21 protein-coding genes are annotated in these 22502 nt (G+C 67.9%); 10 read left to right on the plus strand and 11 right to left on the minus strand.

Annotated elements, in window-relative coordinates:
* Positions 1-3 precede the first annotated feature (3 nt).
* The 9 genes from ACZIYR_RS04440 to ACZIYR_RS04480 form a co-directional block, all read right to left on the minus strand.
* The gene (locus tag ACZIYR_RS04440; protein ID WP_473032570.1) at positions 4-858 is read right to left on the minus strand and encodes a fumarylacetoacetate hydrolase family protein; all 855 of its coding nucleotides are present in this window, start codon (positions 856-858) and stop codon (positions 4-6) included.
* Between the two features lie 67 nt (positions 859-925).
* On the minus strand, positions 926-1231 hold the full coding sequence (locus tag ACZIYR_RS04445; RefSeq protein WP_473032572.1) for an SDR family NAD(P)-dependent oxidoreductase: 306 nt from the start codon (positions 1229-1231) through the stop codon (positions 926-928).
* Between the two features lie 189 nt (positions 1232-1420).
* On the minus strand, positions 1421-2995 hold the full coding sequence (locus ACZIYR_RS04450) for an aldehyde dehydrogenase (NADP(+)) (RefSeq protein WP_483528345.1): 1575 nt from the start codon (positions 2993-2995) through the stop codon (positions 1421-1423).
* Between the two features lie 109 nt (positions 2996-3104).
* Entirely contained in the window at positions 3105-3722 is a 618-nt protein-coding gene (locus tag ACZIYR_RS04455; protein ID WP_483528346.1) for a 2-dehydro-3-deoxy-6-phosphogalactonate aldolase, read from the minus strand.
* 22 nt (positions 3723-3744) lie between these two features.
* Positions 3745-4743, minus strand: coding sequence for a 2-dehydro-3-deoxygalactonokinase (locus ACZIYR_RS04460; RefSeq protein WP_483528347.1), 999 nt, complete (start codon positions 4741-4743; stop codon positions 3745-3747).
* Complete coding sequence (gene dgoD, locus ACZIYR_RS04465) at positions 4737-5885, minus strand: galactonate dehydratase (protein ID WP_483528348.1); 1149 nt, start codon at positions 5883-5885, stop codon at positions 4737-4739. The genes ACZIYR_RS04460 and dgoD overlap by 7 nt, the downstream gene beginning before the upstream one ends.
* A 33-nt stretch (positions 5886-5918) precedes the next feature.
* Positions 5919-7202 (minus strand): TRAP transporter large permease, encoded by a 1284-nt coding sequence (locus ACZIYR_RS04470; protein ID WP_483528349.1) that lies wholly within the window; start codon positions 7200-7202, stop codon positions 5919-5921.
* Positions 7203-7214: 12 nt separating this feature from the next.
* Positions 7215-7778, minus strand: coding sequence for a TRAP transporter small permease (locus tag ACZIYR_RS04475; RefSeq protein ID WP_483528350.1), 564 nt, complete (start codon positions 7776-7778; stop codon positions 7215-7217).
* A gap of 80 nt (positions 7779-7858) precedes the next feature.
* Positions 7859-8935, minus strand: coding sequence for a TRAP transporter substrate-binding protein (locus ACZIYR_RS04480; RefSeq protein ID WP_483528351.1), 1077 nt, complete (start codon positions 8933-8935; stop codon positions 7859-7861).
* 290 nt (positions 8936-9225) lie between these two features.
* On the opposite strand from ACZIYR_RS04480, the gene ACZIYR_RS04485 reads away from it, so the two are divergent.
* Both ACZIYR_RS04485 and ACZIYR_RS04490 read left to right on the plus strand, forming a co-directional pair.
* Positions 9226-11028, plus strand: coding sequence for an IlvD/Edd family dehydratase (locus tag ACZIYR_RS04485; RefSeq protein WP_483528352.1), 1803 nt, complete (start codon positions 9226-9228; stop codon positions 11026-11028).
* A gap of 75 nt (positions 11029-11103) precedes the next feature.
* Entirely contained in the window at positions 11104-11877 is a 774-nt protein-coding gene (locus tag ACZIYR_RS04490; RefSeq protein ID WP_473032580.1) for a FadR/GntR family transcriptional regulator, read from the plus strand.
* A gap of 99 nt (positions 11878-11976) precedes the next feature.
* Here ACZIYR_RS04490 and ACZIYR_RS04495 read toward each other — a convergent pair whose 3' ends face one another.
* Positions 11977-13194, minus strand: coding sequence for an ROK family protein (locus ACZIYR_RS04495; RefSeq protein ID WP_483528353.1), 1218 nt, complete (start codon positions 13192-13194; stop codon positions 11977-11979).
* 185 nt (positions 13195-13379) lie between these two features.
* On the opposite strand from ACZIYR_RS04495, the gene ACZIYR_RS04500 reads away from it, so the two are divergent.
* From ACZIYR_RS04500 to ACZIYR_RS04535, 8 genes are all read left to right on the plus strand, one after another.
* The gene (locus tag ACZIYR_RS04500) at positions 13380-14150 is read left to right on the plus strand and encodes an SDR family NAD(P)-dependent oxidoreductase (RefSeq protein ID WP_483528354.1); all 771 of its coding nucleotides are present in this window, start codon (positions 13380-13382) and stop codon (positions 14148-14150) included.
* Entirely contained in the window at positions 14150-15679 is a 1530-nt protein-coding gene (locus ACZIYR_RS04505) for a sugar ABC transporter ATP-binding protein (RefSeq protein WP_483528355.1), read from the plus strand. Before ACZIYR_RS04500 ends, ACZIYR_RS04505 begins: the two co-directional genes overlap by 1 nt.
* Complete coding sequence (locus tag ACZIYR_RS04510; protein WP_483528356.1) at positions 15660-16673, plus strand: ABC transporter permease; 1014 nt, start codon at positions 15660-15662, stop codon at positions 16671-16673. Before ACZIYR_RS04505 ends, ACZIYR_RS04510 begins: the two co-directional genes overlap by 20 nt.
* A gap of 53 nt (positions 16674-16726) precedes the next feature.
* Positions 16727-17689, plus strand: a complete 963-nt coding sequence (locus tag ACZIYR_RS04515) for an ABC transporter substrate-binding protein (protein ID WP_473032585.1) — start codon at positions 16727-16729, stop codon at positions 17687-17689.
* A gap of 71 nt (positions 17690-17760) precedes the next feature.
* Positions 17761-18816 (plus strand): sugar phosphate isomerase/epimerase family protein, encoded by a 1056-nt coding sequence (locus ACZIYR_RS04520; RefSeq protein ID WP_483528357.1) that lies wholly within the window; start codon positions 17761-17763, stop codon positions 18814-18816.
* A 13-nt stretch (positions 18817-18829) separates the two neighbouring features.
* Positions 18830-19993 (plus strand): Gfo/Idh/MocA family protein, encoded by a 1164-nt coding sequence (locus ACZIYR_RS04525; protein WP_483528358.1) that lies wholly within the window; start codon positions 18830-18832, stop codon positions 19991-19993.
* Positions 19986-20885 carry an aldose 1-epimerase gene (locus ACZIYR_RS04530; RefSeq protein ID WP_483528359.1) on the plus strand — a complete coding sequence of 300 codons (900 nt, stop codon included), beginning with the start codon at positions 19986-19988 and terminating at the stop codon, positions 20883-20885. The genes ACZIYR_RS04525 and ACZIYR_RS04530 overlap by 8 nt, the downstream gene beginning before the upstream one ends.
* 15 nt (positions 20886-20900) lie before the next feature.
* A complete protein-coding gene (locus ACZIYR_RS04535; RefSeq protein WP_483528360.1) occupies positions 20901-21809 on the plus strand; it encodes an SMP-30/gluconolactonase/LRE family protein in 909 nt (302 codons plus the stop codon).
* 4 nt (positions 21810-21813) lie between these two features.
* Here the strand turns inward: ACZIYR_RS04535 and ACZIYR_RS04540 are convergent, their stop codons facing one another.
* Complete coding sequence (locus tag ACZIYR_RS04540) at positions 21814-22482, minus strand: HAD-IA family hydrolase (RefSeq protein ID WP_483528361.1); 669 nt, start codon at positions 22480-22482, stop codon at positions 21814-21816.
* Positions 22483-22502 lie beyond the last annotated feature (20 nt).

The raw sequence follows: 22502 nt of genomic DNA on the forward strand, positions 1-22502 counted from the left end.
TGTTCATCTGACGTCGCCTTCGGCGACTAGGCGTTGCTGCTGCTCACCGAGACCCTCGATGCCCAGTCGCATGCGCTGGCCTGGCCTCAAGTAGGTCGGCGGATGCTGGCCCATGCCCACCCCGGGCGGGGTGCCGGTAGAGATGACATCGCCGGGCTGCAGGCTCATGAAGCGGCTCAGGTAGCTGATCAGGAAGGGAATGCGGTAAACCATGGTGCGGGTGTTGCCGTCCTGGTAGCGGTGGCCATCCACCTCCAGCCACAGGTCCAGCTCATGGGGATCGGCGATCTCGTCGGTAGTCACCAGCCACGGACCCAGCGGGCCGAAGGTGTCGCAGCCTTTCCCCTTGTCCCAGGTGCCGCTGCGCTCGAGCTGGAACTCGCGCTCGGAGACGTCGTTGACCACGCAGTAGCCGGCCACGTGATCCATGGCGTCGGTCTCGTCGATATAGCGTGCGGTCTTGCCGATGACCACGCCGAGCTCCACTTCCCAATCGGTCTTGGTCGAGCCGCGGGGAATGATCACGTCTTCATCAGGGCCGCAGAGGGCGCTGGTCCACTTGTTGAACACCACCGGCTCCGGCGGTACCTCGGCGCCGGTCTCGGCGGCGTGGTCGGAGTAGTTGAGGCCGATGCAGATGAACTTGCCGACCCGGCCGACGCAGGGGCCGAGGCGGGTGTCTGACGGGACCTCGGGGAGCTGAGAAGTGTCGAGCTCGGCCAGTCGGGCCAGCCGCTCGCGGCTGAGGTGGTGGCCGTCGAGGTCCGGCAGGTGAGCCGAGAGGTCGCGGATCGCTCCGTTGGCGTCGCGCAGGCCGGGTTTTTCGTGGCCCTGGGGGCCGAAGCGCAGCAGTTTCATGGACTCTCCTTGGTGTTCGGTTCGATCGATTCGGGTCGGTTGGTTCAAATCAGCCAGCCGCCGTCGATCACCTGGGCCGTGCCGGTGGTGTAGGCGGACTCATCCGCAGCGAGCCGCTGGCCACGAAACCGGCGCAGTTGAAGAGCACGTCCAGAGGCGGCAGCTCGGTCGCCAGGGTTGCCATGGCCGCGGCATCGAGTACGTCCAGGCGGCGGGTCTCAATGCCTTCGCGCCCCTCCAGGTCCTTGAGCTTGTCGCTGTCGATATCGGTAGCGATGACCCGTGCGCCTTCCGCTGCAAAGCGCACCGCGGTGGCGTGGCCGATGCCCTGTCCGGCGGCGGTGATCAGGGCCGTCTTGTCCTTCAATCGCATGTCTCGAGCGTCCTCGACGGGTGGCGGAGCCGTTTATGGCATTGCTGGTATGACAGGATGCTAGGATGACTGTTGGTTAGTATGGAGCATCTCGGCGAGCTTGCCAACTCCACCGGCCGCCGGGCGACGGCCACGAAAAAGGCGGCCCGCAGGCCGCCAAGGATCTCCAACATGTGTCCCCTGTCTCGATTATTCGCGCTTGCCGTCGACCAGGCGGCTGACGCCGAACGGGTTGCTGTCCTGGAGGGCCTCGGGCAGCAGGCCAGCCGGCAGGTTCTGATAACAGACGGGGCGTAGGAAGCGCTGGATCGCCGCGCTGCCCACGGACGTGCTACGGGAATCAGAGGTCGCCGGGTAGGGGCCGCCGTGGACCATGGCGTGGCACACCTCGACACCCGTCGGCCAGCCGTTGGCCAGGATGCGTCCCGCCTTGCGCTCGAGCACCGGCAGCAGGCGGCGCGCCGCCTCCAGGTCGCCGTCGTCCATCTGCAGGGTGGCGGTGAGCTGGCCCTCCAGGGATTCGGCGACCGCCTTCATCTCGCTGACGTCGGCACAGGCAACCACCAGCGAGGTGGCACCGAAGACTTCCGCTTGTAGCGTCTCGTCGGCGAGGAAGTCGGCCGCTTGGGTAACGTACAGGCCGGGCTGGCACTGGTTCGGGCCCTCACCGGCCTGACCACGGGCGATCTCGCGTACCTTGGGATGAGTCGCCAGCGTGTCGACGCCTTGCTGGTAGGCGGCATGGATACCCGGTGTCAGCATGGTCTGGGCGGTGCTTCCCTTGACCGCCTCGCCGGCGGCCTCGAGAAAGGCGTCGAGGTCCGGGCCCTTCACCCCGATCACCAGGCCGGGGTTGGTGCAGAACTGCCCGGCGCCCATATTGAGCGAGGCGACGAAGCCTTCGGCGATCTCGCCACCACGCGCCTTGAGTGCCTCGGGGAGCAGGAAGACCGGGTTGATGGAGCTCATCTCGGCGTAGACCGGGATCGGCTGGGGCCGCGCCTGGGCCGTGGCCAGCAGCGCCAGGCCGCCGGCGCGGGAGCCGGTGAAGCCCACCGCCTGGATGCGCGGGTCGGCCACCAGCGCCTGGCCCACCTCGCGGCCGGCGCCGAACAGCAGCGAGAAGACCCCTTCGGGCAGCTGGCACTTGGCCACGGCGGCCTGCACGGCGCGACCCACCAGCTCGGAGGTGCCGGGGTGGGCGGAGTGGGCCTTGACCACCACCGGGCAGCCGGCGGCCAGCGCCGAGGCGGTATCACCGCCGGCCACGCTGAAAGCCAGCGGGAAGTTGGAGGCGCCGAACACGGTGACCGGCCCAAGGGGGATGTGCTGCTGACGCAGGTCGACCCGGGGCATCGGCGTGCGCTCGGGCAGCGCCGGGTCGAGGCGCAGGTCGAGCCACTCGCCGGCGCGCACCACCGAGGCGAACAGGCGCAGCTGGCCGCAGGTGCGGCCGCGCTCGCCCTCCAGGCGGGCCCGGGGCAGGCCGGTCTCGGCCATGGCGCGCTCGATCAGGGCGTCCCCCAGCGTTTCGATCTCGTCGGCAATGGTCTCGAGGAAGGCGGCGCGCGCCTCGAGGTCGGTCTCGCGATAGGTGGCGAAGGCCGCCTCGGCGAGCTCACAGGCCCGCGCCACGGCCTGACGGTCCAGGCCGGGGTAGTCCGGGGCCAGGGCCTCGCCGGTGGCGGGATTCACGGCGCGGATGATGGCCTGGTCGCCGGTGACGGCCTCGCGGCCGATGAGGGAAGTACCTTGCGGGGTCATGGGAACTCCTTTCTGTCTTGGAAACACGGCTTGTGGTGCCGGGGGACTTCTGGTGTCGGGGTGCGTGTGCTGACTGTCATGTCATCATACAGGTCTACACTATGGCAATTCATGTCCTACCATCTCGCCAGGCGGCGACCAGCTCGCGGGCCTGCTTTTCGACCCGGACGGGTGATTGGCCGGGACGGTAGAGGGCGCCCCCGAGCCCGGCGCCGTCGATGCCGGCGGCCTGCCAGGCCGCGAAGTTGCCAACGCCGATGCCGCCCACCGCATAGAGGCGGGTGCCCGCCGGCAGCACGGCGCGCAGCGCTTGCATACCGTCGATGCCGACCTGGACGGCGGGGAACAGCTTGAGACCGGTGGCGCCGGCGTCCAGGGCGTCGAAGGCCTCGGTGGGAGTGACGATGCCCGGCCAGCTCTGCAGCCCGAGGCGGCGGCTGGCCTGGATCACCGCCGGGCGGCAGTTGGGCGAAACCACCAGCTGCGCACCGACGGCCTGGACCTCGTACACCTGGTCGACCGTCAGCACCGTGCCGGCCCCCACCCGGGCGCGCTCGCCCAGCGCCTCCACCAGCCGACGGATGCTCTCCAGGGGCGCGGGGGAGTTGAGCGGCACCTCCAGGGTGGTGATGCCGGCGGCGAGCACCGCCTCGCCTACCGCCACCGCTTCCTCGGGGGAGACGCCGCGCAGGATGCCGATCAGGGGCAGGGGCTCGGGAAGGGTCATGGGGTGTCTCCCGTGTCGTGTCTCAGTCGGCGAGGGGTTGCAGGGTTCGATGGGCCAGGGCGAGGCCGGCCAGTCCGGCGCGCTCACCCTTCAGGCAGCGGCTGGTGTGGCCGGCGGCCTCCAGCGCCAGGGCATAGCGGTCGCAGAGCGCGGCGTCGCCGATCAGGGTAACGGGGCCGGGTGTCGCGGCGTCCGGGGCCGAGAGGGGCAGGCCGGCGAGCTCCAGGCCGATGGTGAGCCCAGAGAGGCGTGCCGCCAGCCGGGTGGCGCGAGCCCTGCCGGGGGGCAGGTCGGCGTCCAGCAGGTCGGCGGCGCGCAGGCCGAACAGACGCGACGAGTAGCGTCCCGGGGCGGCCAGGCTCTCGCGGACGGCCTTGACGAAGGCCTCATGGTCGCCGGGATCGGCCAGATCGTTCTCGTCCTGCCCCTGATCCTGCTCCAGGGAGTGTCTCAGCACCGACTGTCGGGACAGCAGCGCGTAGAGCTCGCCGGTCAGAAAGGTGGTGAAATGGGTCACCGCGCCTTTATCGAGGCGAGCCCACTTGGCGTGGGTGCCGGGCAGGCAGACGAGGCCCGAGGCCTCGGGCTCACTGGCTACCAGGCCGGCGAGCTGGGTCTCCTCGCCACGCATCACGTCGAAGTGGCCGTCGGTGGTCTGGCAGAGCCCCGGCAGCAGCCGGACCCGCAGCCGCGGATCCTGGCACCGTGGCGCCACGGCCCCCCGAGCCATGGCGTTCAACCGGGTCGGCACCGGCAGGTAGGCGGCTTCTCGCCAGCCCTGTCGCGCACCTGCCATGCCGCAGACCAGCACGTTCCGTTGGTCGCGGTCGGGCAGCCAGTCGCCGATCACCCGCAGCAGGGCATCCTCGTACTCGTCGGGGGCCAGCGAGAGCATGCCGCGGTCGCTGCTGCCGCGGGCCAGGACGGCGTCACCGGCGTCCAGCGCCCAGGCGCGAAGCCGGCTTGACCCCCAGTCAACGCCGACCCAGCGGACGCGCTCGCGGATGCTTTCGCTCACCATTCGGCCACCGAGCCGTCTTCGTGGGTCCACAGCGGGTTGCGCCAGCGGTGGCCGATACGGGCTCGCTCCTCGACGAAGGCCTCGTCGATCTCCACTCCGAGCCCTGGCCCCTGGGGGATGGCACAGAAGCCCTCCTCGATGGCCAGCGCCGACTTGTCCACCAGGTAGTCGAGGACGTCGTTATCCCGGTTGTAGTGGATGCCCATGCTCTGCTCCTGGATGAAGGCGTTGTGGCTGACCGCATCCAGCTGCAGCGAGGCCGCCAGGGTCAGCGGGCCCAGCGGGCAGTGGGGCGCCAGCGCCACATCGAAGGCCGAGGCCAGGCCAGCGATTTTCAGCCCCTCGCTGATGCCGCCGCAGTGGGAGAGGTCGGGCTGGACGATGTCGACCATGCCGTCGACCAGCAGGTCGCGGAACTGGAAGCGGGTGTGAAGGCGCTCGCCGGTGGCCAGGGGGTAGCCGAGCCCGCCGGCGATCTGGCTGAGGCAGGGCAGGTGCTCGGGGGCCACCGGCTCCTCGACGAACAGGGGGTGGAAAGGCTCGAGCTCGCGCAGCAGCGCCTTGGCCATGGGGCGATGCACCCGGCCGTGGAAATCGATGGCGATGCCGACGTCGGGGCCCACGGCCTCACGGGCCTCGGCCACCCGGGCCACCGCCTCGTCGACCTTGCGGTGGGAGTCGACGATCGCCAGTTCCGCCGTGCCGTTCATCTTGAAGGCGGTGAAGCCCTGCGCCACCAGTGCCTGGGCACCCGCACCGACGTCGCTGGGGCGGTCGCCACCGGTCCAGGCGTACATGCGCATGCGGTCGCGCACCGCGCCGCCCAGCAGCTGATGCACCGGCACCCCTAGATGGCGGCCCTTGAGGTCCCATAGCGCCTGGTCGATGCCGGCGATGGCGCTCATCAGGATCGGCCCGCCGCGGTAGAAGCCGCCGCGGTACATCCGGTTCCAGAGGTGCTCGATGCGTTGGGGATCCTGGCCCACCAGGAGGTCGGCCAACTCGTGAACGGCGGCCTCCACGGTGGCGGCACGTCCCTCGACGACCGGCTCGCCCCAGCCGTAGCAGCCCTCGTCGGTCTCGATCTTGAGGAACAGCCAGCGAGGCGGCACCTGCCATGTCCTGAGTCGGGTGATCTTCATTGTGTCTCTCGTGTCGGATGTGCACGGGGCCGATCAGTTGCCACGCACGGCGGCGAGATCGGGCAGCCAGGTCACCAGGCCGGGGAAGGCGATCAGGATCACCGCCATGACCAGCAGGGTGGCGTAGTAGGGCAGCATCGCCTTGACCAGCTGCTCCATGGTCACCTTGCCCACCCCGCAGCCGACGTACAGGCAGGTGCCCACCGGCGGCGTCAGCAGCCCGATGCCGAGGATGAACGCCATCAAGACGCCGAAGTAGACCGGGTCGATGCCCACCGAGGTGACGATCGGCGTCAGCATCGGTGCCATGATCACCATCGCCGGGGTCAGGTCCATCACGAAGCCCACCAGCAGCAGCAGACCGGCGACGATCAGCAGCAGCCAAAACGGGTCCTGGGTGATCGCCTGCACCTGGGTCACCAGGGTCTGGGGCACCATGTTGATGGTCAGAAACCAGGCGATCACCGTGGCGAAGGCCAGCAGCAGCAGCACCATGCCGGTGAGCCTGGCGGTGCGGATCAGCATCCCCCACAGCTCGCGCACGTGGAACTCGCGGTAGACCGCCAGCGAGATGAACAGCGAGTAGAGCAGCGCGGCGACCGCCGCCTCGGTGGCAGTGAAGACCCCGCCGATGATGCCGCCGACCACGATCACCGGCAGCACCAGCGCCAGCCAGGCGGCCTTGAACGCCTGCCACAGCGGGCCGAGGCGGAACGTGCGGGTCTGCCCGGCGCCGCCGAAGCTGGCCATGATGAAGGTGGTAACCATCAGCCCGAGACCGATCATCACCCCCGGCACGATGCCGGCGATGAACAGCCGGCTGATCGAGGTCTCGGTGACGATGCCGTAGAGGATCAGCGGAATCGACGGCGGAATGATGATGCCGATCACCGAGGAGACGGTGTTGATCGCCGTGGCCTGGGGCGCCGAATAGCCCTGCTGCTTCATCGACGGGATCATCATCGAGCCGGTGGCGGCGGTATCGGCCACCGCCGAGCCGCTGATGCCGCCGAAGAACATCGAGCCGGTGATCGCCACCTGGCCCAGCCCCCCGCGGATGAAGCCGACCAGCGCGCCGGCCAGCTCCATCAGTCGCCGGGCGATGCCGCCGGCGCTCATCACCTCGCCGACCAGGATGAAGAAGGGGATGGCCAGCAGCGGGAAATTATTGATCCCGCGCACCGACTGTTCGATGAGGATCGACAGCGGGATATCGGAGATCACCGCCATCACCACCGCGGCGATGCCCAGCCCGAAGGCGATCGGCAGGCCCAGGGCCAGGGAGGCGAACAGAATGCCGAGAAAGATCCAGAGCATGACAGAGGCCTCCTAGCGGGCGCCGAGCATCAGGCGGGCGGCGCCCCAGGCGCGCCAGATCGCCACCGCGGCGATGAAGGCGGCGCACAGCACCAGCGAGAGATTGATCAGGTTCCAGGGCACGCCGAGGATCGCGGTGCGCCCGGTGGAACGGGAAATGACGAGGTAGCCGCCGACCATGATCACGATCATCAGGCCGGTGATCAGCAGGTGCTGGATCAGGTAGAGGCCGTAGGCGGCGCGCGCCGGCAGCTTGCGCAGCAGCAGGTCGACGGCGATATGCTCGAAGCGCGCGAAGGCCGCGGCGGCGCCGATGAACACCAGCCAGATGAACAGCATGCGCGCCAGCTCATCGGCCCAGGGCAGCGAGCGGTTGAGCAGCGCCCGGCCGATGACGTTGGCCGACACCGAGACGATCAGGGCCACCAGGATCGTGGCGATCAGGTGCTCCATGGCCACGGTCAGCCAGCGGAACGGCGCGGGGCCGCGGCGCTGCTCGGTATCGATCTCCAGCGGCTGGCGGCGCGGGTCGTCGAGAAACTCCGCCGGGTCCGGCGGGGAGTGAGAGGGTTGCATAGGCGCTCCAAACGCGGACGGACAGGACGCGGGGCAGCGTGCCCCGCGTCTGACTCATGGGTTGCCCGAGGGCAGACGCCTTAGTCGTTCATGGTCTGTTCGACGATCTGCTGGATCTCGGCGACCAGGTCCTCGCCGATGCGCGGCGCCCACTCCTCGTAGACCGGCTGCACGGCCTCCTGGAAGGCGGCGATCTGGTCGTCGTCGAGGCGAGTGATCTGCATGCCGCGCGCTTCGAGCTGATCGCGGGACCAGTCGTCATACTCGGTGGCCAGCTGGATCTCGTACTCGGCGGCCTGGCGGGCGGCTTCCTGAATCAGCGCCTGATACTCCTCGTCGAGGCGGTTCCAGGTGCGCTCGGAGATCATCTTGATGAACGGCGTGTAGACGTGGCGGGTTTCGGAGCCGTAGTCCTGCACCTCATAGAAGTTGGAGGTGAGGATGGTGCTCCAGGGGTTTTCCTGGCCGTCGACCACGCCCTGCTCCATGGCCGAGAACAGCTCGCCGAAGGCCATCGGCGTGGGGTTGGCCCCGAGGGTCTCCCAGATCGACAGGTGCACCGGGTTCTCCATGGTGCGCACCGACAGGCCGCGCACGTCGAGGCCGGCCACGTCCTCCGGCGTGGCGACCGGCCGCGCGCTGTTGGAGAGCTGGCGGAAGCCGTTCTCGGAGAACGCCAGGGCCTTGATGCCGGTGCCTTCGAAGCCGTCGAGCATCGCCTGGGCGACCTCGCTGTTGAGCACGGCGATGGCCGCCTCGCGGGTCGGCAGCAGGAACGGCAGGTCGAACACCGCCAGCTCGCTGACATAGGTGGTGGCCGGCGAGCTCGACGGATAGGTCATGTCCAGCGAGCCGGTCTGCAGCATCTCCATCATCTGCACGTCGTCGCCGAGCTGGCTGTTGGGGAAGATGTTGACGCTGATGCGCCCTTCGCTGCGCTGGTCGAGGATATCGGCGAAGTACTGGGTCGAAAGGTACTGGGGCGAGGTCTCGGCCAGGCCGATCCCCATGCGCAGGGTGACGCTGCCGTGATCGCCGACCGTGTCGCCTTCGATGGCGGGAGGCGCAGAGAGGTCGGGGGTCTGGGCGTGAGCGAGGCTGACAGAGAGGGTGGCCGCGCCGGCCAGCGTGAGCGTGGTACGCCAGATTGGGAGCATGGGTGAGTCTCCAGGGTGACATTGATTGTTATGGGGGGTACCGCAGTAAGCCGCACCGATTGCGTCGTCCGCCACTGGAATGTCGAACTTATTGCCAATTTGTTCAACATATACTTTTGTATGTATCGACTATCCGGCGCGTGGGGGAGTAAGGTGCCAGCATCGCGGCGACACGTGTCCCATCCGGCCCGGCTGACGGAAACAGCCGAGATGGCCCGGCAGGCCGTCTGCACCGAACGGGATGAAGGCGTCGTTGATCTGGCATCAACCCAGCGGATGGAGCGGAGACGATGACGACACACCACAAGGTCGACCCCGAGCAGCTTCGCTCGCGCTACTGGTTCGACAACCCCGAGCACCCCGGCACCACGGCGCTGTGCATCGAGCGCTATCTCAACTACGGCCTGACCCTGGACGAGTTGACCAGCGGCAAGCCGATCATCGGCATCTGCCAGTCGGGCTCGGACCTCACACCTTGCAATCGCCACCACATCGAGCTGGTCAAGCGCGTCAAGGACGGCATTCGCGCCGCCGGCGGGGTGCCCTTCGAATTTCCGATGCACCCGATTCACGAGAACGTGCGCCGGCCCACCGCGGCGCTGGACCGCAACCTCGCCTACCTGGGTCTGGTGGAGGTGCTGCACGGCTATCCGCTGGACGGCGTGGTGCTGACCACCGGCTGCGACAAGACCACCCCGGCGGCGCTGATGGCCGCGGCCACGGTCAATATCCCGGCCATCGTGCTCTCCGGCGGGCCCATGCTCAACGGCTGGCGGGACAAGGAGCGGGTGGGCTCCGGCACCATCATCTGGGAGCTGCGCAAGCGGCTGGCCGCCGGCGACATCGACTACGCCGAGTTCCTGGCCCGGGCCACCGACTCGGCGCCCTCGGTGGGGCACTGCAACACCATGGGCACCGCCTCCACCATGAACTCCATGGCCGAGGCGCTGGGCATGAGCCTGCCCGGCTCGGCGATGATCCCGGCGCCCTACAAGGCGCGCGCCATGGTCGCCTACCAGACCGGCGAGCGCATCGTCGAGATGGTCTGGGAGGACCTGCGCCCCAGCGATATTCTCACCCGCGAGGCCTTCGAGAACGCCATCGTCACCTGTTCGGCGCTGGGCGGCTCCAGCAATGCCCCGATCCATGTCAACGCCATCGCCCGGCATGCCGGCGTCGAGCTCACCAACGACGACTGGCAGCGCCTGGGTCACGAGATACCGCTGCTGGCCAACGTGATGCCGGCCGGCGCCTACCTCTCCGAGGAGTTTCATCGTGCCGGCGGCGTGCCGGCGGTGATGAGCGAGCTGCTCGCCGCCGGCAAGCTGCACGGCGACGTTCAGACCGTCAATGGATGCCGCCTGGCGGACAACCTGGCGGGGCGCGGCATCGAGGATCCCGAGGTGATCTGCCGCTACGCCGAGCCGCTGGTCGAGCACGCCGGCTTTCTCAACCTCAAGGGCAACCTGTTCGACTCGGCGCTGATGAAGACCAGCGTGATCTCCAGCGACTTCCGCGCGCGCTTTCTCAGCGACCCCTCGGACCCCGAGGCCTTCGAAAGCCGGGTGGTGGTGTTCGACGGCTCCGAGGACTACCACGCCCGCATCGACGACCCGGCGCTGGGCATCGACGAGCGCACCGTCCTGGTGATGCGCGGCGCGGGGCCGGTGGGCCACCCCGGCGGCGCCGAGGTGGTCAATATGCAGCCCCCGGAAGCGCTGATTCGCGCCGGCACCGAGTCGCTGCCGTGCCTCGGCGACGGCCGCCAGTCGGGGACGTCGGGGTCGCCGTCGATCCTCAACGCCGCCCCGGAGGCCGCCACCGGCGGCGGCCTGGCGCTGCTCGAGGACGGCGACCGGCTGCGCATCGACCTGGGCCGGCGCGAGGTGCGGCTGCTGATCGACGACGCCGAACTGGCCGCGCGGCGCGAGCGTCTCGAGGCCCGGGGCGGCTATCGCTACCCCGACCACCAGACGCCCTGGCAGGAGATTCAGCGCACCCTGGTGGAGCCGCTGGATCGCGGCATGACGCTGGAGCCGGCCACCCGCTACCGCGACGTGGCCCGGCGGAGCCCGCCGCGGGACAACCACTGATCGGTGGCGGGGCCCATCCGGCCGATCGAGGGAATACGTTATCATGCCCAGGAATCGCAACAGGATCTCACTGCTTTGACGTCTTCACGCTCCCGGCTCGCGGCCCCCAAGCCCGGCTCCCGCCCCAGCATCGCCGAACACCTGGCCGAGGCGATCTTCGCCGGTCGCTATCAGCCCGGGGACTTCGTGCCCCGCGAGCTGGATCTCTGCGAGCGCTTCGCCATCAATCGCTCAGCGGTGCGCAGCGACCTTCGTCAGCTGGTCGATGCCGGCATCATCGAGCGGATTTCCGGCCACGGCTCCAAGGTTCGCGAGTACAGCGAGTGGCATATCCTCGACCCCCAGGTGACCGAGTGGATGACCCACTATGCGGCGCCCAACCCCGATATCCAGCGCGAGATCCTGGCCTTTCGTCTCGATGTCGAGCCCTATGTGGCGATGACCGCGGCGCGTCGGGCCAAGGCCCGCGACCTGGTCGCCATCGAGGAGGCCTTCGAAGGCCTCGGGCAGAACCTGCGCAACGCCGGCTGCCCGGAGGAGCGGCGCTTGCACAGCGAATGCGACGTGGCCTTTCACGTGGCGATCTTCAAGGCCACCCACAACATCGTCTGGGCCCAGCTCTCGCATATCCTGCGCCCCTCGATCCACCTGCTGGTGTGGATGTCCAATGAGAATGCCAGCGACCCGGAGGAGAGTCTCGAGCGGCATCGCCAGCTGATGGAGAGCATTCGCATGCGGCGCCCGCGAGAGGCCTTCCTGGCCGCCCAGGCGGTGCTGGCCGGCACCGCCGAGGCGCTGGGGATCGAACCTGGTGCCAGCTCGCTGGGGCGCTGCGTCGAGCTGCCCTGAGACGCGTGTTGCCCCCTGCGGGAGAGTCGGGTGCAGTGCTTGCCCTCGCCAGAATCTACGGACGGCCTGCCTTGAGCGATGAAGCCGGCTTGGACTCGGCTAGCTCGCCTGTCCGTCGCTTAGAATCTGCGAGTCGGCGGCCTGCAGGGAAATCGCGATGCCCCCCAGGCAGGTCATGTCGCGATCCCAGGGGCAACTGGCAATCCGGGTGGGGCCGATCAGCTCGCTGACCAGCGCCTCGTCGATGGCGTCCTGCATGCTCTCCTGCATGGCGGCGTAGCCGCGTACCCCGGAGCCGGTCACCAGCACCAGGTCGGGATTGAACAGCGCCAGCAGATTGGCCATGCCGTAGCCCAATGCCCGCCCCGCCTCGGCGAAGATGCGCCGGGCCTCGGGGTTGCCCTGCATGGCCAACTGGGTCAGGGCCTGCATTTGTGCCTCTGAGGGGTGGGCGCTGTCGCCGGCGGGCAGCTCGAGTACCTCACGGGCCTCGCGATAGAGCGCGTAGTCGCTGGCATAGGCCTCGATGCAGCCGCGCTTGCCGCAGGCGCACTGGGCGCCCCCCGGCTGGTACTTGCTGTGGCCGAACTCCGCGGCGGAGCCGTTGGCTCCCAGAAACGGCACGCCGTCGATCATCACCGACATGCCGATGCCGTAGCCCAGCATGATCACCGCCAGATTGGGGTAGCCGGCGTAGGCGGGCTGCGCGGCCAGCACGCTGGCGATGCAGTTGGCGTCGTTTTCGAGCAGCACCGGGCAGTCGAAGCGCTCTGCCAGGGGCGGTGCCAGCGGCGTATTGCGAAAGCTCAATGCCGGTGACCAGATCAGCGTGCCACTGTGGGATGACACCACGCCCTGCACCGCCAGGCAGATCCCCACTAGCCGGCGGTGGCTGGCCAGTGCCGTGGCGCGCACCGCGGCAATCTTCTCCTCGAGCAGCGCCACGAGATCATCCGGCGTCAGGCTCAGGGTGGGCACGGCATGGTGTTCGCTGTAGTGCACCTGGCCGGCGTAGTTACCCACCACCAGCTGCAACTCATTGATCGACAGCTTGACGCAGATGACGCAGGCGGCGTCGGGGGCGAGCCGGATCAGCGTCTTGGGGCGCCCACGACCGCTGGGGCGTGATCCGTCGGGGGGCAGTTCGGTGATGAGTCGCTGCTGAAGCAGGTCGGCACTGATCGAAGTGACGGTCGCCGAGCTGATGCCGTTGAGGGCACCGAGGTCGACGCGAGCCACCGGCCCGCGTTCGCGAAGGGTGCGAATCACCGCCAGGGTGTTGTCGTGGCGGCTGCTGTCGTGTGGCTGAGAGGCCATGGATATCGCCGTTGCGTTACGTCATGGAAAGTCTACCAGAGTCACCCCGACCCGATTGGCCAGGCAAGGCTCCGCGGCGTGATGCATGCGACTTAAGTTGCATGGATGGGTATTTATTTTAGCGTCTAAAGTAAATCAGCGCCAAACGCTTCACTCCTTCAACGACAACAACAAGGGAGATTGCCATGCGCGAGCCGATGGCTTGCTATCCCAGTCTTGCCGAGCGCGTCGTCTTCGTTACCGGTGGCGGTGGTGGGATCGGTGCCGCCCTGGTGAGGGCCTTTCATCACCAGGGGGCGCGAGTAGCGTTCATCGATATCGACGATGCGGCAAGCCAAGCGCTGTGCCGTGAGCTCGAGGCCCGGACCGGCCGCGCGCCCTGCTATCGACACTGCGATATCCGTAACATCGCCGCGCTGCAGGCCGTCATCGATGAGGTCAGTGAGCGCCTGGGGCCGATTCGCACCCTGATCAACAATGCCGCCAACGACGACCGCCACGATTGGCGTGAGGTGAGCGTCGAGTACTGGGACGAGCGCATGTCGCTCAACCTGCGCCCGATGTTCTTCTCGAGCCAGGCGGTGGCCGAGCGGATGGCCCAGGCCGGTGGCGGTTCGATCATCAATTTCGGCTCGATCAGCGTGCGTCTGGCGCTGGGCAACCTCTCCGCCTACGTCACCGCCAAGGCGGCGGTGCACGGTCTGACGCGCAGCCTGGCCCGCGACCTGGGCGAGCAGAATATCCGCGTCAATACGGTGGTGCCCGGCTGCATCATGACCGAGCGGCAGCTCGACAAATGGATCGGCCCCGACGATGAAACGCGCATCCGCGAGCATCAGTGCCTCAAGGTGCGCCTGGCGCCTGAGCACGTGGCGCCGATGGTGCTGTTCCTGGCGGCCGACGACAGCGCCCAGCTGACGGGCCACGAATTCTCGGTCGATGCGGGGTGGGGCTAATGAGCGATCACAACCCCCCGCTGCTGTCGGCCCGCCGCATTTGCCGCTCGTTTGGTCCCAATCAGGTGCTGTTCGATATCGACCTCGATCTGGTGCCCGGCGAGGTGCATGCGCTGCTGGGCGAGAACGGCGCCGGCAAGTCGACCCTGGTCAAGATTCTCTCCGGCTACCTGAGTCCGACCGAGGGGGATGTCCGCCTGGATGGCGAGGCGCGTCGCTACCGCAGCAGCGGTGACGCCGAAGCCGACGGCATCGTGATGATCCATCAGGAACTGGTCCTGGCCGAGCAGCTGACGGTGGAGGAGAACATCTTCCTGGGGCGTGAGCTGCGCCGCGGCCCCTTCCTCGACCGTCGCGTCATGCGCGAGCGCTGCCGTGAGGCGCTGGCAGCGCTCGAAACCCGGGTCGACCCGCGCGCCAGGGTCAAGGAGCTCAGCACCTCCGACCAGCAGATGGTCGAGATCGCCAAGGCGATCACCCGCGACGTGCGGGTACTGATCATGGATGAACCCACGGCCACGCTCACCGAGCATGAAGTGGAGGTGCTGTTCGCGCTGATCGGGCGGCTGCGCCAGCGCGGCGTGGCGATCCTCTACATCTCCCACAAGCTGCGCGAGATCGAGCGTATCGCCGACCGGGTCACGGTGCTGCGCGACGGTCGCTTGATCGATAGTGGGCCGATGGCCGGGCGCAGCAAGGAAGAGCTGGCGCGGCTGATGGTGGGGCGAGAGATCACCGACATGTACCCCGAGCGCAGTGCGCTGGCCAGCGACGCCGAGGTGGTGCTGGAGGCTCGCGACATGGTGGTACCCGGGGCCGTGAAACAGGCGAGCTTCACCCTGCGTCGCGGCGAGGTGCTGGGCTTCGGTGGGGTGGTCGGCGCCGGGCGCACGGCGCTGATCGAGGCGCTGCTGGGGCTGCGCGGCCGCAGCGCGGGCGAGGTGCTGCGCAACGGCCGGCCGGTGACGCTTCGCCATCTGCGCGATGCCGTGCGCCATCGCATTGCCTATCTCACCGAAGACCGCAAGGGCAAGGGCCTGGTCCTCAACATGGGCCTGCGCCCCAATCTCACGCTACTCAACCTGCGCGCCTACTGCCGGCCGCTGATCGACCGGCGTCGCGAAGAGCAGGCCTTCCAGGAGGCCATCGAGCGCTTCGACATCCGCCTGCGCACCCAGGCGGCCACCGCCGCGGAGCTCTCCGGCGGCAACCAGCAGAAGCTGCTGTTGGCCAAGGTGATGTCCATCGATCCCGAGATCGTGATCATCAACGAGCCGACCCGGGGCATCGATGTGGGTACCAAGCACCAGATCTACCACTTCGTGCGCGAACTTACCGACGCCGGCCGCTCGGTGATCCTGATCTCCTCGGAAATGGCCGAGCTGATCGGCCTCTCGCATCGGGTCGCGGTGATGTGCGCCGGGGTGCTGACCGGCGTGCTCGAGGGCGAGCAGATAAACGAACACGACATCATGCAGTACGCATCCGGGATCAAGGGGGTAGGAGCCGATGAACAACGCCGTGCCTGACCACAAGCCAGCCGCTCGGAGTCACGTCTCCGTCGACCTCAAGACCTGGGGGCCCTTCATCGCCCTGGTCGCCCTGGCGCTGCTGGGGGTGTTGATCAATCCCGCCTTCCTGGGGCTGGACAACCTCTCCAACATGCTCACCCGTAGCGCCTTCATCGGCATCATCGCCATCGGCGCCACCTTCGTGATCACCGCCGGCGGGCTCGACCTCTCGGTGGGCTCGATGGCGGCCTTCATCGCCGGGGTGATGATCATCTTCATGAACAGCCTGGTCGAACAGTTCGGCCCCGGCCTCACCACCATCCTGCTGGGCATCGGCGCCTCGCTGCTGCTGGGGCTGTGTGCCGGTTTCATCAACGGCATGGTGACCACCAAGGGCAAGATCGAGGCTTTCATCGTCACTCTCGGCACCATGGGGATCTACCGCTCTCTGGTGACCTACCTGGCCGACGGGGGCACCCTGTCGCTGGACTGGGGGGTGCGCGATCTCTATCGGCCGGTCTACTACGGCAGCCTGATGGGCATCCCAATTCCGGTGCTGGTGTTCCTGCTGGTGGCGGTAGTCGGCTACATCCTGCTCAACCATACCCGTTTCGGTCGCTACTGCTTCGCCATCGGCTCCAACGAGAAGGTGGCCGAGTACAGCGCCATCCACGTCGATCGCATCAAGACCATGACCTACATGCTGCAGGGCGTGTGCGTGGCGCTGGCGACCATCATCTACGTGCCGCGGCTGGGCTCGGCATCGGGCGCCACCGGGGTGCTCTGGGAGCTCGAGGCGATCGCCGCGGTGATCATTGGCGGCACCGTGCTCAAGGGCGGGCACGGGCGCATCTGGGGCACGGTAGTGGGGGCGATCATGCTGACCATGATCGGCAACATCCTCAACCTCACCGATGCCATCTCCAACTATCTCAACGGCACGGTGCAGGGGATCATCATCATCGTCGCGGTGTACCTGCAGCGCGCGTCGTGGAGGAAGTCGGCGCCATGAGGCGCTCGAGTAGGCAGCAAGATAACAAGCACAAACAGCAGAGGAGCATCACCATGTCCATCACGAAAAATACCAAGATGACACTGGCGGCTCTGACCGCCACTGCGGCCCTGGGAGTTCCCACGCTCGCCGTGGCCCAGGAGGTCACCATCGGCGTGTCGATTCCTGCCGCCACCCACGGCTGGACCGGCGGGGTCAACTTCCACGCCGAGCAGGCCAAGGAGCGCCTCGAGGCGCTGCACCCCGAGATCGCCATCACCATCTCAACGGCGAGCGACCCGGGCGGGCAGGCCAACGACCTCGAAGACCTGGTCTCGCAGCGCAACATCGATGCGCTGGTGGTGTTGCCCTTCGAGTCCGGGCCGCTGACCGACCCGGTGCGCCGCGTCAAGGAGTCCGGTGTGTTCGTCACCGTGGTCGATCGCGGGCTCGAACAGGAGGGCATCGAAGACCTCTATGTGGCCGGCAACAACCACGAGATGGGCCGCGTCTCTGGCGAATACATCCGCGACCAGCTCGATGGTGAGGGCGACATCGTGGTGCTGCGCGGGATCCCCACGGTCATCGACGAAGAGCGTGTGCAGGGCTTCCAGGAGGCCATCGAAGGCTCCGATATCAACATCCTCGACATGCAGCATGCCAACTGGAACCGCGACGACGGCTTCGAGGTGATGCAGGACTTTCTGGCGCGCTTCGACCGCATCGACGCGGTGTGGGCCCAGGACGACGACATCGCCCTCGGCGTGATCGAGGCGGTACGCCAGGCCAACCGCGAGGACGAGCTGTTCATCGTTGGCGGGGCGGGCATGAAGGACATCATCGCGCGGGTCATGGAGGGCGACGAGCTGGTGCCGGTCGACGTGCTCTATCCGCCGGCGATGATCGCCACCGCCATGGATCTCACCGTGCAGAACTTCGTCTCCAACGGCCCGGTGGTGGGTGAGTACATCCTCGGCTCGCCGCTGATCACCCAGGAGAACGCCGAGCAGTACTACTTCCCCGATTCACCGTTCTGATCGAGCCTGCGGGCGGGCGTCGCAACGCTTGCCCGCTTCGACATGCCTGACACCCTATCGGAGAGCCCACTATGCAAACCATCAAAGGGCCGGCGATCTTCCTCGCTCAGTTTGCCGGTGACGACGCCCCCTTCAACAGCCTCGACGGCATCGCCGCCTGGGCAGCGGGGCTTGGCTATAAAGGCGTGCAGATTCCCAGCTGGGATGCGCGCCTGATCGATCTGAAACGTGCCGCCGAGAGCCGCACCTACTGCGACGAGATCAAGGGGAGGCTGGCCGAGCACGGCCTGTCGTTGACCGAACTCTCCACCCACCTGCAGGGCCAGCTGGTGGCCGTGCACCCAGTCTACGACGAGGTCTTCGACGGCTTTGCGGTACCCGAGGTGCGCGGCAATCCCCAGGCTCGCCAGGCGTGGGCGGTCGAGCAGCTGATGCTGGCCGCCAGGGCCTCGCAGAACCTCGGCCTCACCGACCACGGCACCTTCTCGGGCTCGCTGGCCTGGCCGTTCCTCTACCCCTGGCCGCAGCGCCCGGCGGGCTTGATCGATACCGCTTTCGACGAGCTGGCCAAGCGCTGGCGGCCGATCCTCGACGCCTTCGACGAGGCCGGGGTCAACCTCTGCTATGAGATTCACCCCGGCGAGGATCTGCACGACGGCATTACCTTCGAGATGTTTCTCGAACGGGTCGGCCATCACCCGCGCTGCCATATCCTCTACGACCCTAGCCACCTGATTCTGCAGCAGCTCGACTACCTGGGCTTCCTGGACGTCTACCGCGAGCATATCCAGATGTTTCACGTCAAGGATGCCGAGTTCAATCCCAGTCCCAAGCAGGGCGTCTATTCCGGCTACCAGTCGTGGACCGAGCGGGCCGGGCGTTTCCGCTCGCTGGGCGACGGCCAGATCGACTTCAAGTCGATGTTCTCGTGGATGGCGGCCAACGACTACCACGGCTGGGCGGTGCTGGAGTGGGAGTGCTGCCTCAAGCACCCCGAGGTCGGTGCCCGTGAAGGGGCCGCCTTCATTCGCGACCATATCATCCAGGTGACCGAGCGAGCCTTCGACGACTTCGCCGATGGGGGCGCCGACGAGGCGGCCAACCGTCGCTTGCTGGGCCTCGACTGAAGGATAGAACGACATGAGCCAACATCACGACACTCCCCGCCGGCTGCGCCTGGGCATGGTCGGTGGCGGCCAGGGCGCCTTCATCGGTGGCGTGCATCGCATTGCCGCGCGAATCGACGATCATTACGAGCTGGTGGCCGGGGCCTTCGCCTCCGACCCCGAGCGCGGCCGCGCGGCGGCCGCGGAGCTGCACGTGGCCGAGGAGCGTGCCTACCCTGACTATCGCGCCATGGCCGAAGCCGAGCGCCAGCGCCCGGACGGCATCGACGTGGTCGCCATCGTCACCCCCAATCATCTGCACTTCGACGTGGCCCGTACCTTCCTCGAGGCGGGCATCCACGTGATCTGCGACAAGCCGATGACCACCACTCTGGAAGATGCCCAGACGCTGGCCGCGCTGGTCGAACGCAGCGGGCTGTTCTTCGGCCTGACCCACAACTACTCGGGCTATCCGTTGGTGCGCCAGGCCCGCGACATGGTCGCCGCCGGTGAGCTGGGCGAGCTGAGGGTGGTGCAGGTGGAGTACCCTCAGGATTGGTTATCGACCCGCCTGGAAGAGAGCGGCGTCAAGCAGGCCGAGTGGCGTACCGACCCGCACCGCAGCGGGCCGGCCGGCTGCCTGGGCGATATCGGCACCCACGCCTATCATCTGGCACGCTTTGTCACCGGGCTCGAGCTCGAGTCGCTGGCGGCGGACATGCACACCTTCGTCGAGGGCCGCGCCCTGGACGACAACGTGCACATGATGCTGCGCTTCAAGGGCGGGGCGCGTGGCATGCTGTGGTCGAGCCAGGTGGTGCCGGGCAACGAGAACGGCCTCAAGCTGCGGGTCTACGGCAGCCGTGGCGGCCTGGAGTGGCACCAGGAGACGCCCAACCGGCTGATTCACTCGCCGCTCGGCGAGCCGCCGCGGATCCTCACCCGCAACGGCCCGGGCCTCGGCGAGGCGGCGCTGGCGGCATCGCGCATTCCCCCCGGGCACCCGGAGGGCTACCTCGAGGCCTTCGCCCAGCTCTACACCGACTTCGCCGAGCAGATTCGTGCCCGCCAGGGCGACCGCACCGCCGCGGCGCTGGCGGCCAATACCCCGGGCGTGATGGATGGGGTCGACGGCCTGCAGTTCATCACCGGTGCGCTGGCGTCGTCCGCGGCGGGAGGCGGCTGGGTGGATGTGTGAGGCGCTGACCCTCGACAACGGCCGCCTCAGGCTGGTGGTCGCGCCGGGCAACGGCGCCTGCGTGGTGCGTTTCGACGCCCTGACGGCGGCGGGCCCGGTGCCACTCTTTCGGCCCGGGGAAGGGGCGGATGACGACCCCAACCGCATGGGCATGTATCCGCTGCTGCCGTGGTCCAACCGTATCTCTGGTGGCAGCTTCGCCTGGCGTGGCCAGGAATATACGCTAGCCGCCAACCTGGCCGGCGAGCCGCTGCCGATCCACGGCGACGGCTGGCAGCAGCCCTGGCGGGTGGTGGCGCTGGCGCCAGAGAGGATCCGGCTCGCGCTGCACTCGGCCTGGCAGCCACCCTTCGACTATCGGGCCGTGCTCGACTACCGCCTGCAGGGCGCCAGCCTGGTGGTCGATCTAACCCTGACCCACCTTGGCCTGCGGCCCACTCCCTACGGCGTGGGCATGCATCCCTGGTTTCCTCGTACGCCGGACGTGCGCCTATCGGCGCCGGCCAGCGGCGTCTGGGAGGTGGATGCCGATCAGCTGCCTACCCATTGGCGGCCCCTGGCGGCCGACGACCCTTGGCAGTTTGCCGAGCAGGCGGCGCTGCCCGAGGGGCGCATCGATAATCTGTTCACCGGCTGGCGCGGGCGTACCGAGCTGTGCTGGCCGCAGCGTAGGCTTGGCATGGCGGTGAGCGTGGCGCCGAGGCTATCCCGCTACCTGGTTTTTTCACCGGGATGCGACGCCGACTTCTTCTGCTTCGAGCCGGTCAGCCATAGCGTCAATGCCCACCACTGCGACGACCCGCTCGGCGAGGGGCTGGTCGAGCTGGCAAGCGGCGACTGTTTACGGCAGCGCTGGCGGTTTGGCCCGGTGCAGTGGCACGACACGCAATAACCGAGGAGAGGCGAGATGGCGGCAGAAGACATCGAGATCGTGCACGCACTGGACATGAGCCTGGGCGAGAGTCCGCTGTGGTCGGTAGCGCGCCAGACGCTCTACTGGGTGGATATCAATCGCGGCACGATCTATGCCTGGCAGCCCGCCGGTGAGGCGCCGCCGGAGAGGATCCGCTTGGATGAGAAGATCGGCTGCATTGCGCTGTGTGAAGACGGGCTGCTGGCATCGATGAGCTCGGGAATCGTGCGGCTGCGTTTGCCCTTCGACGGCCGGCTAGAACGCCTGGCGGACAATCCAGAGTGGAAGAAAGAGGTGAACGAAGAGCGGCAGGCGGGGCAAGGTAACCGCTTCAACGACGGCCGCTGCGATCCCGCCGGGCGCTTGTGGGTCGGCACCATCGACGCCGAGGAGACCCATCCCACGGCGGCCCTCTACTGCCTCGACGGCGGGCAGCTCAAGCGCCGTGTGTCGGGCATCGGCATCGCCAACGGCTTGGCCTTCAGCCCCGACCGGCGCTGGCTCTACCACACCGACTCGCTGACAAGGCGTATCCTGCGCTACCCCTTCGACGTGGAGCGCGGTGAGCTGGGAGAGGGCGACACCTGGGTCGACCTCGAGGCGCTGGGGCTACCCGGCGTGCCCGACGGCGCGGCAGTGGATAGCGAAGGTTGCTACTGGAGTGCGCTTTACGCCGGCGGTCGTGTGGTGCGCTTCTCGCCCGAGGGCGAGCTGCTGGCCGAGATCGAGGTGCCGTGCCCACACCCCACCATGCTGGCTTTCGGCGGGGCTGACCTGCGCAGGCTCTACGTCACCACCGCCACCCAGCATCTGGATGGCGAGGGACGTGCGCGCTGGCCGGCGGCGGGCAGCCTGCTCGGCATGCCGGCGCCGGTGGCGGGACTGGAAGAGCCCCTGGGGTAGCGACTCAGGCCGTGGTGGCGGCCAGCCTGGCCACGACCCCGGGCAGCTCACTGGCATGGCGGATGGCGATGGCGCCCTTGGGCGTCCTCTCCTCCTCGGGGAAGTGGTTGAGGTGCACGACCTGCATGCCGGCGGCGAGCCCGGCTTCTACTCCCACCGCCGCATCGTCGATCACCACGCAGCGCTCGGGTGGCTGGCCCATGGCCGCGGCGGCCTGGCGGTAGAGGTCAGGGTCGGGTTTCCAGACGTTCAGGGTGTAGGCGCTGAACAACTTGTCGCCGAAGTGGGGGGCGAGGCCGCTGCTCTCCATGGCGCAGCGGATCTTGCGCTCCGGGCCGTTGGAGACCACCGCCTTGGGGTGGACGGCCAGGACGTCCAGCGCCGCCGGGATGCCGGCGATGGGCTGCAGTTCGGCGCGCATACGAACCTCCATCTGGTCGCGCATCGTTGCTTCCATCACCGGAAAGCGTCCGTCTTCCAGGTCGCCATGGCGCCTCTCCAGGGCCTCGATGATGGTCTTGAAGCGGACGCCGCGAAACTCCTCCATGTACTGTCGGGCGGAGAAGGGCAGGCCGAAGGTTGGCAGGATCTCGCCCATCACCTCGGCGAGCAGAATCTCGCTGTCGACCAGGGTGCCGTCGGAGTCGAAGAGCAGGCAGAGCGCAGGGGGCATGGCGACCTCGTCGTCAGGGG

It is taken from the genome of Billgrantia sp. NRB1, from assembly GCF_056921725.1.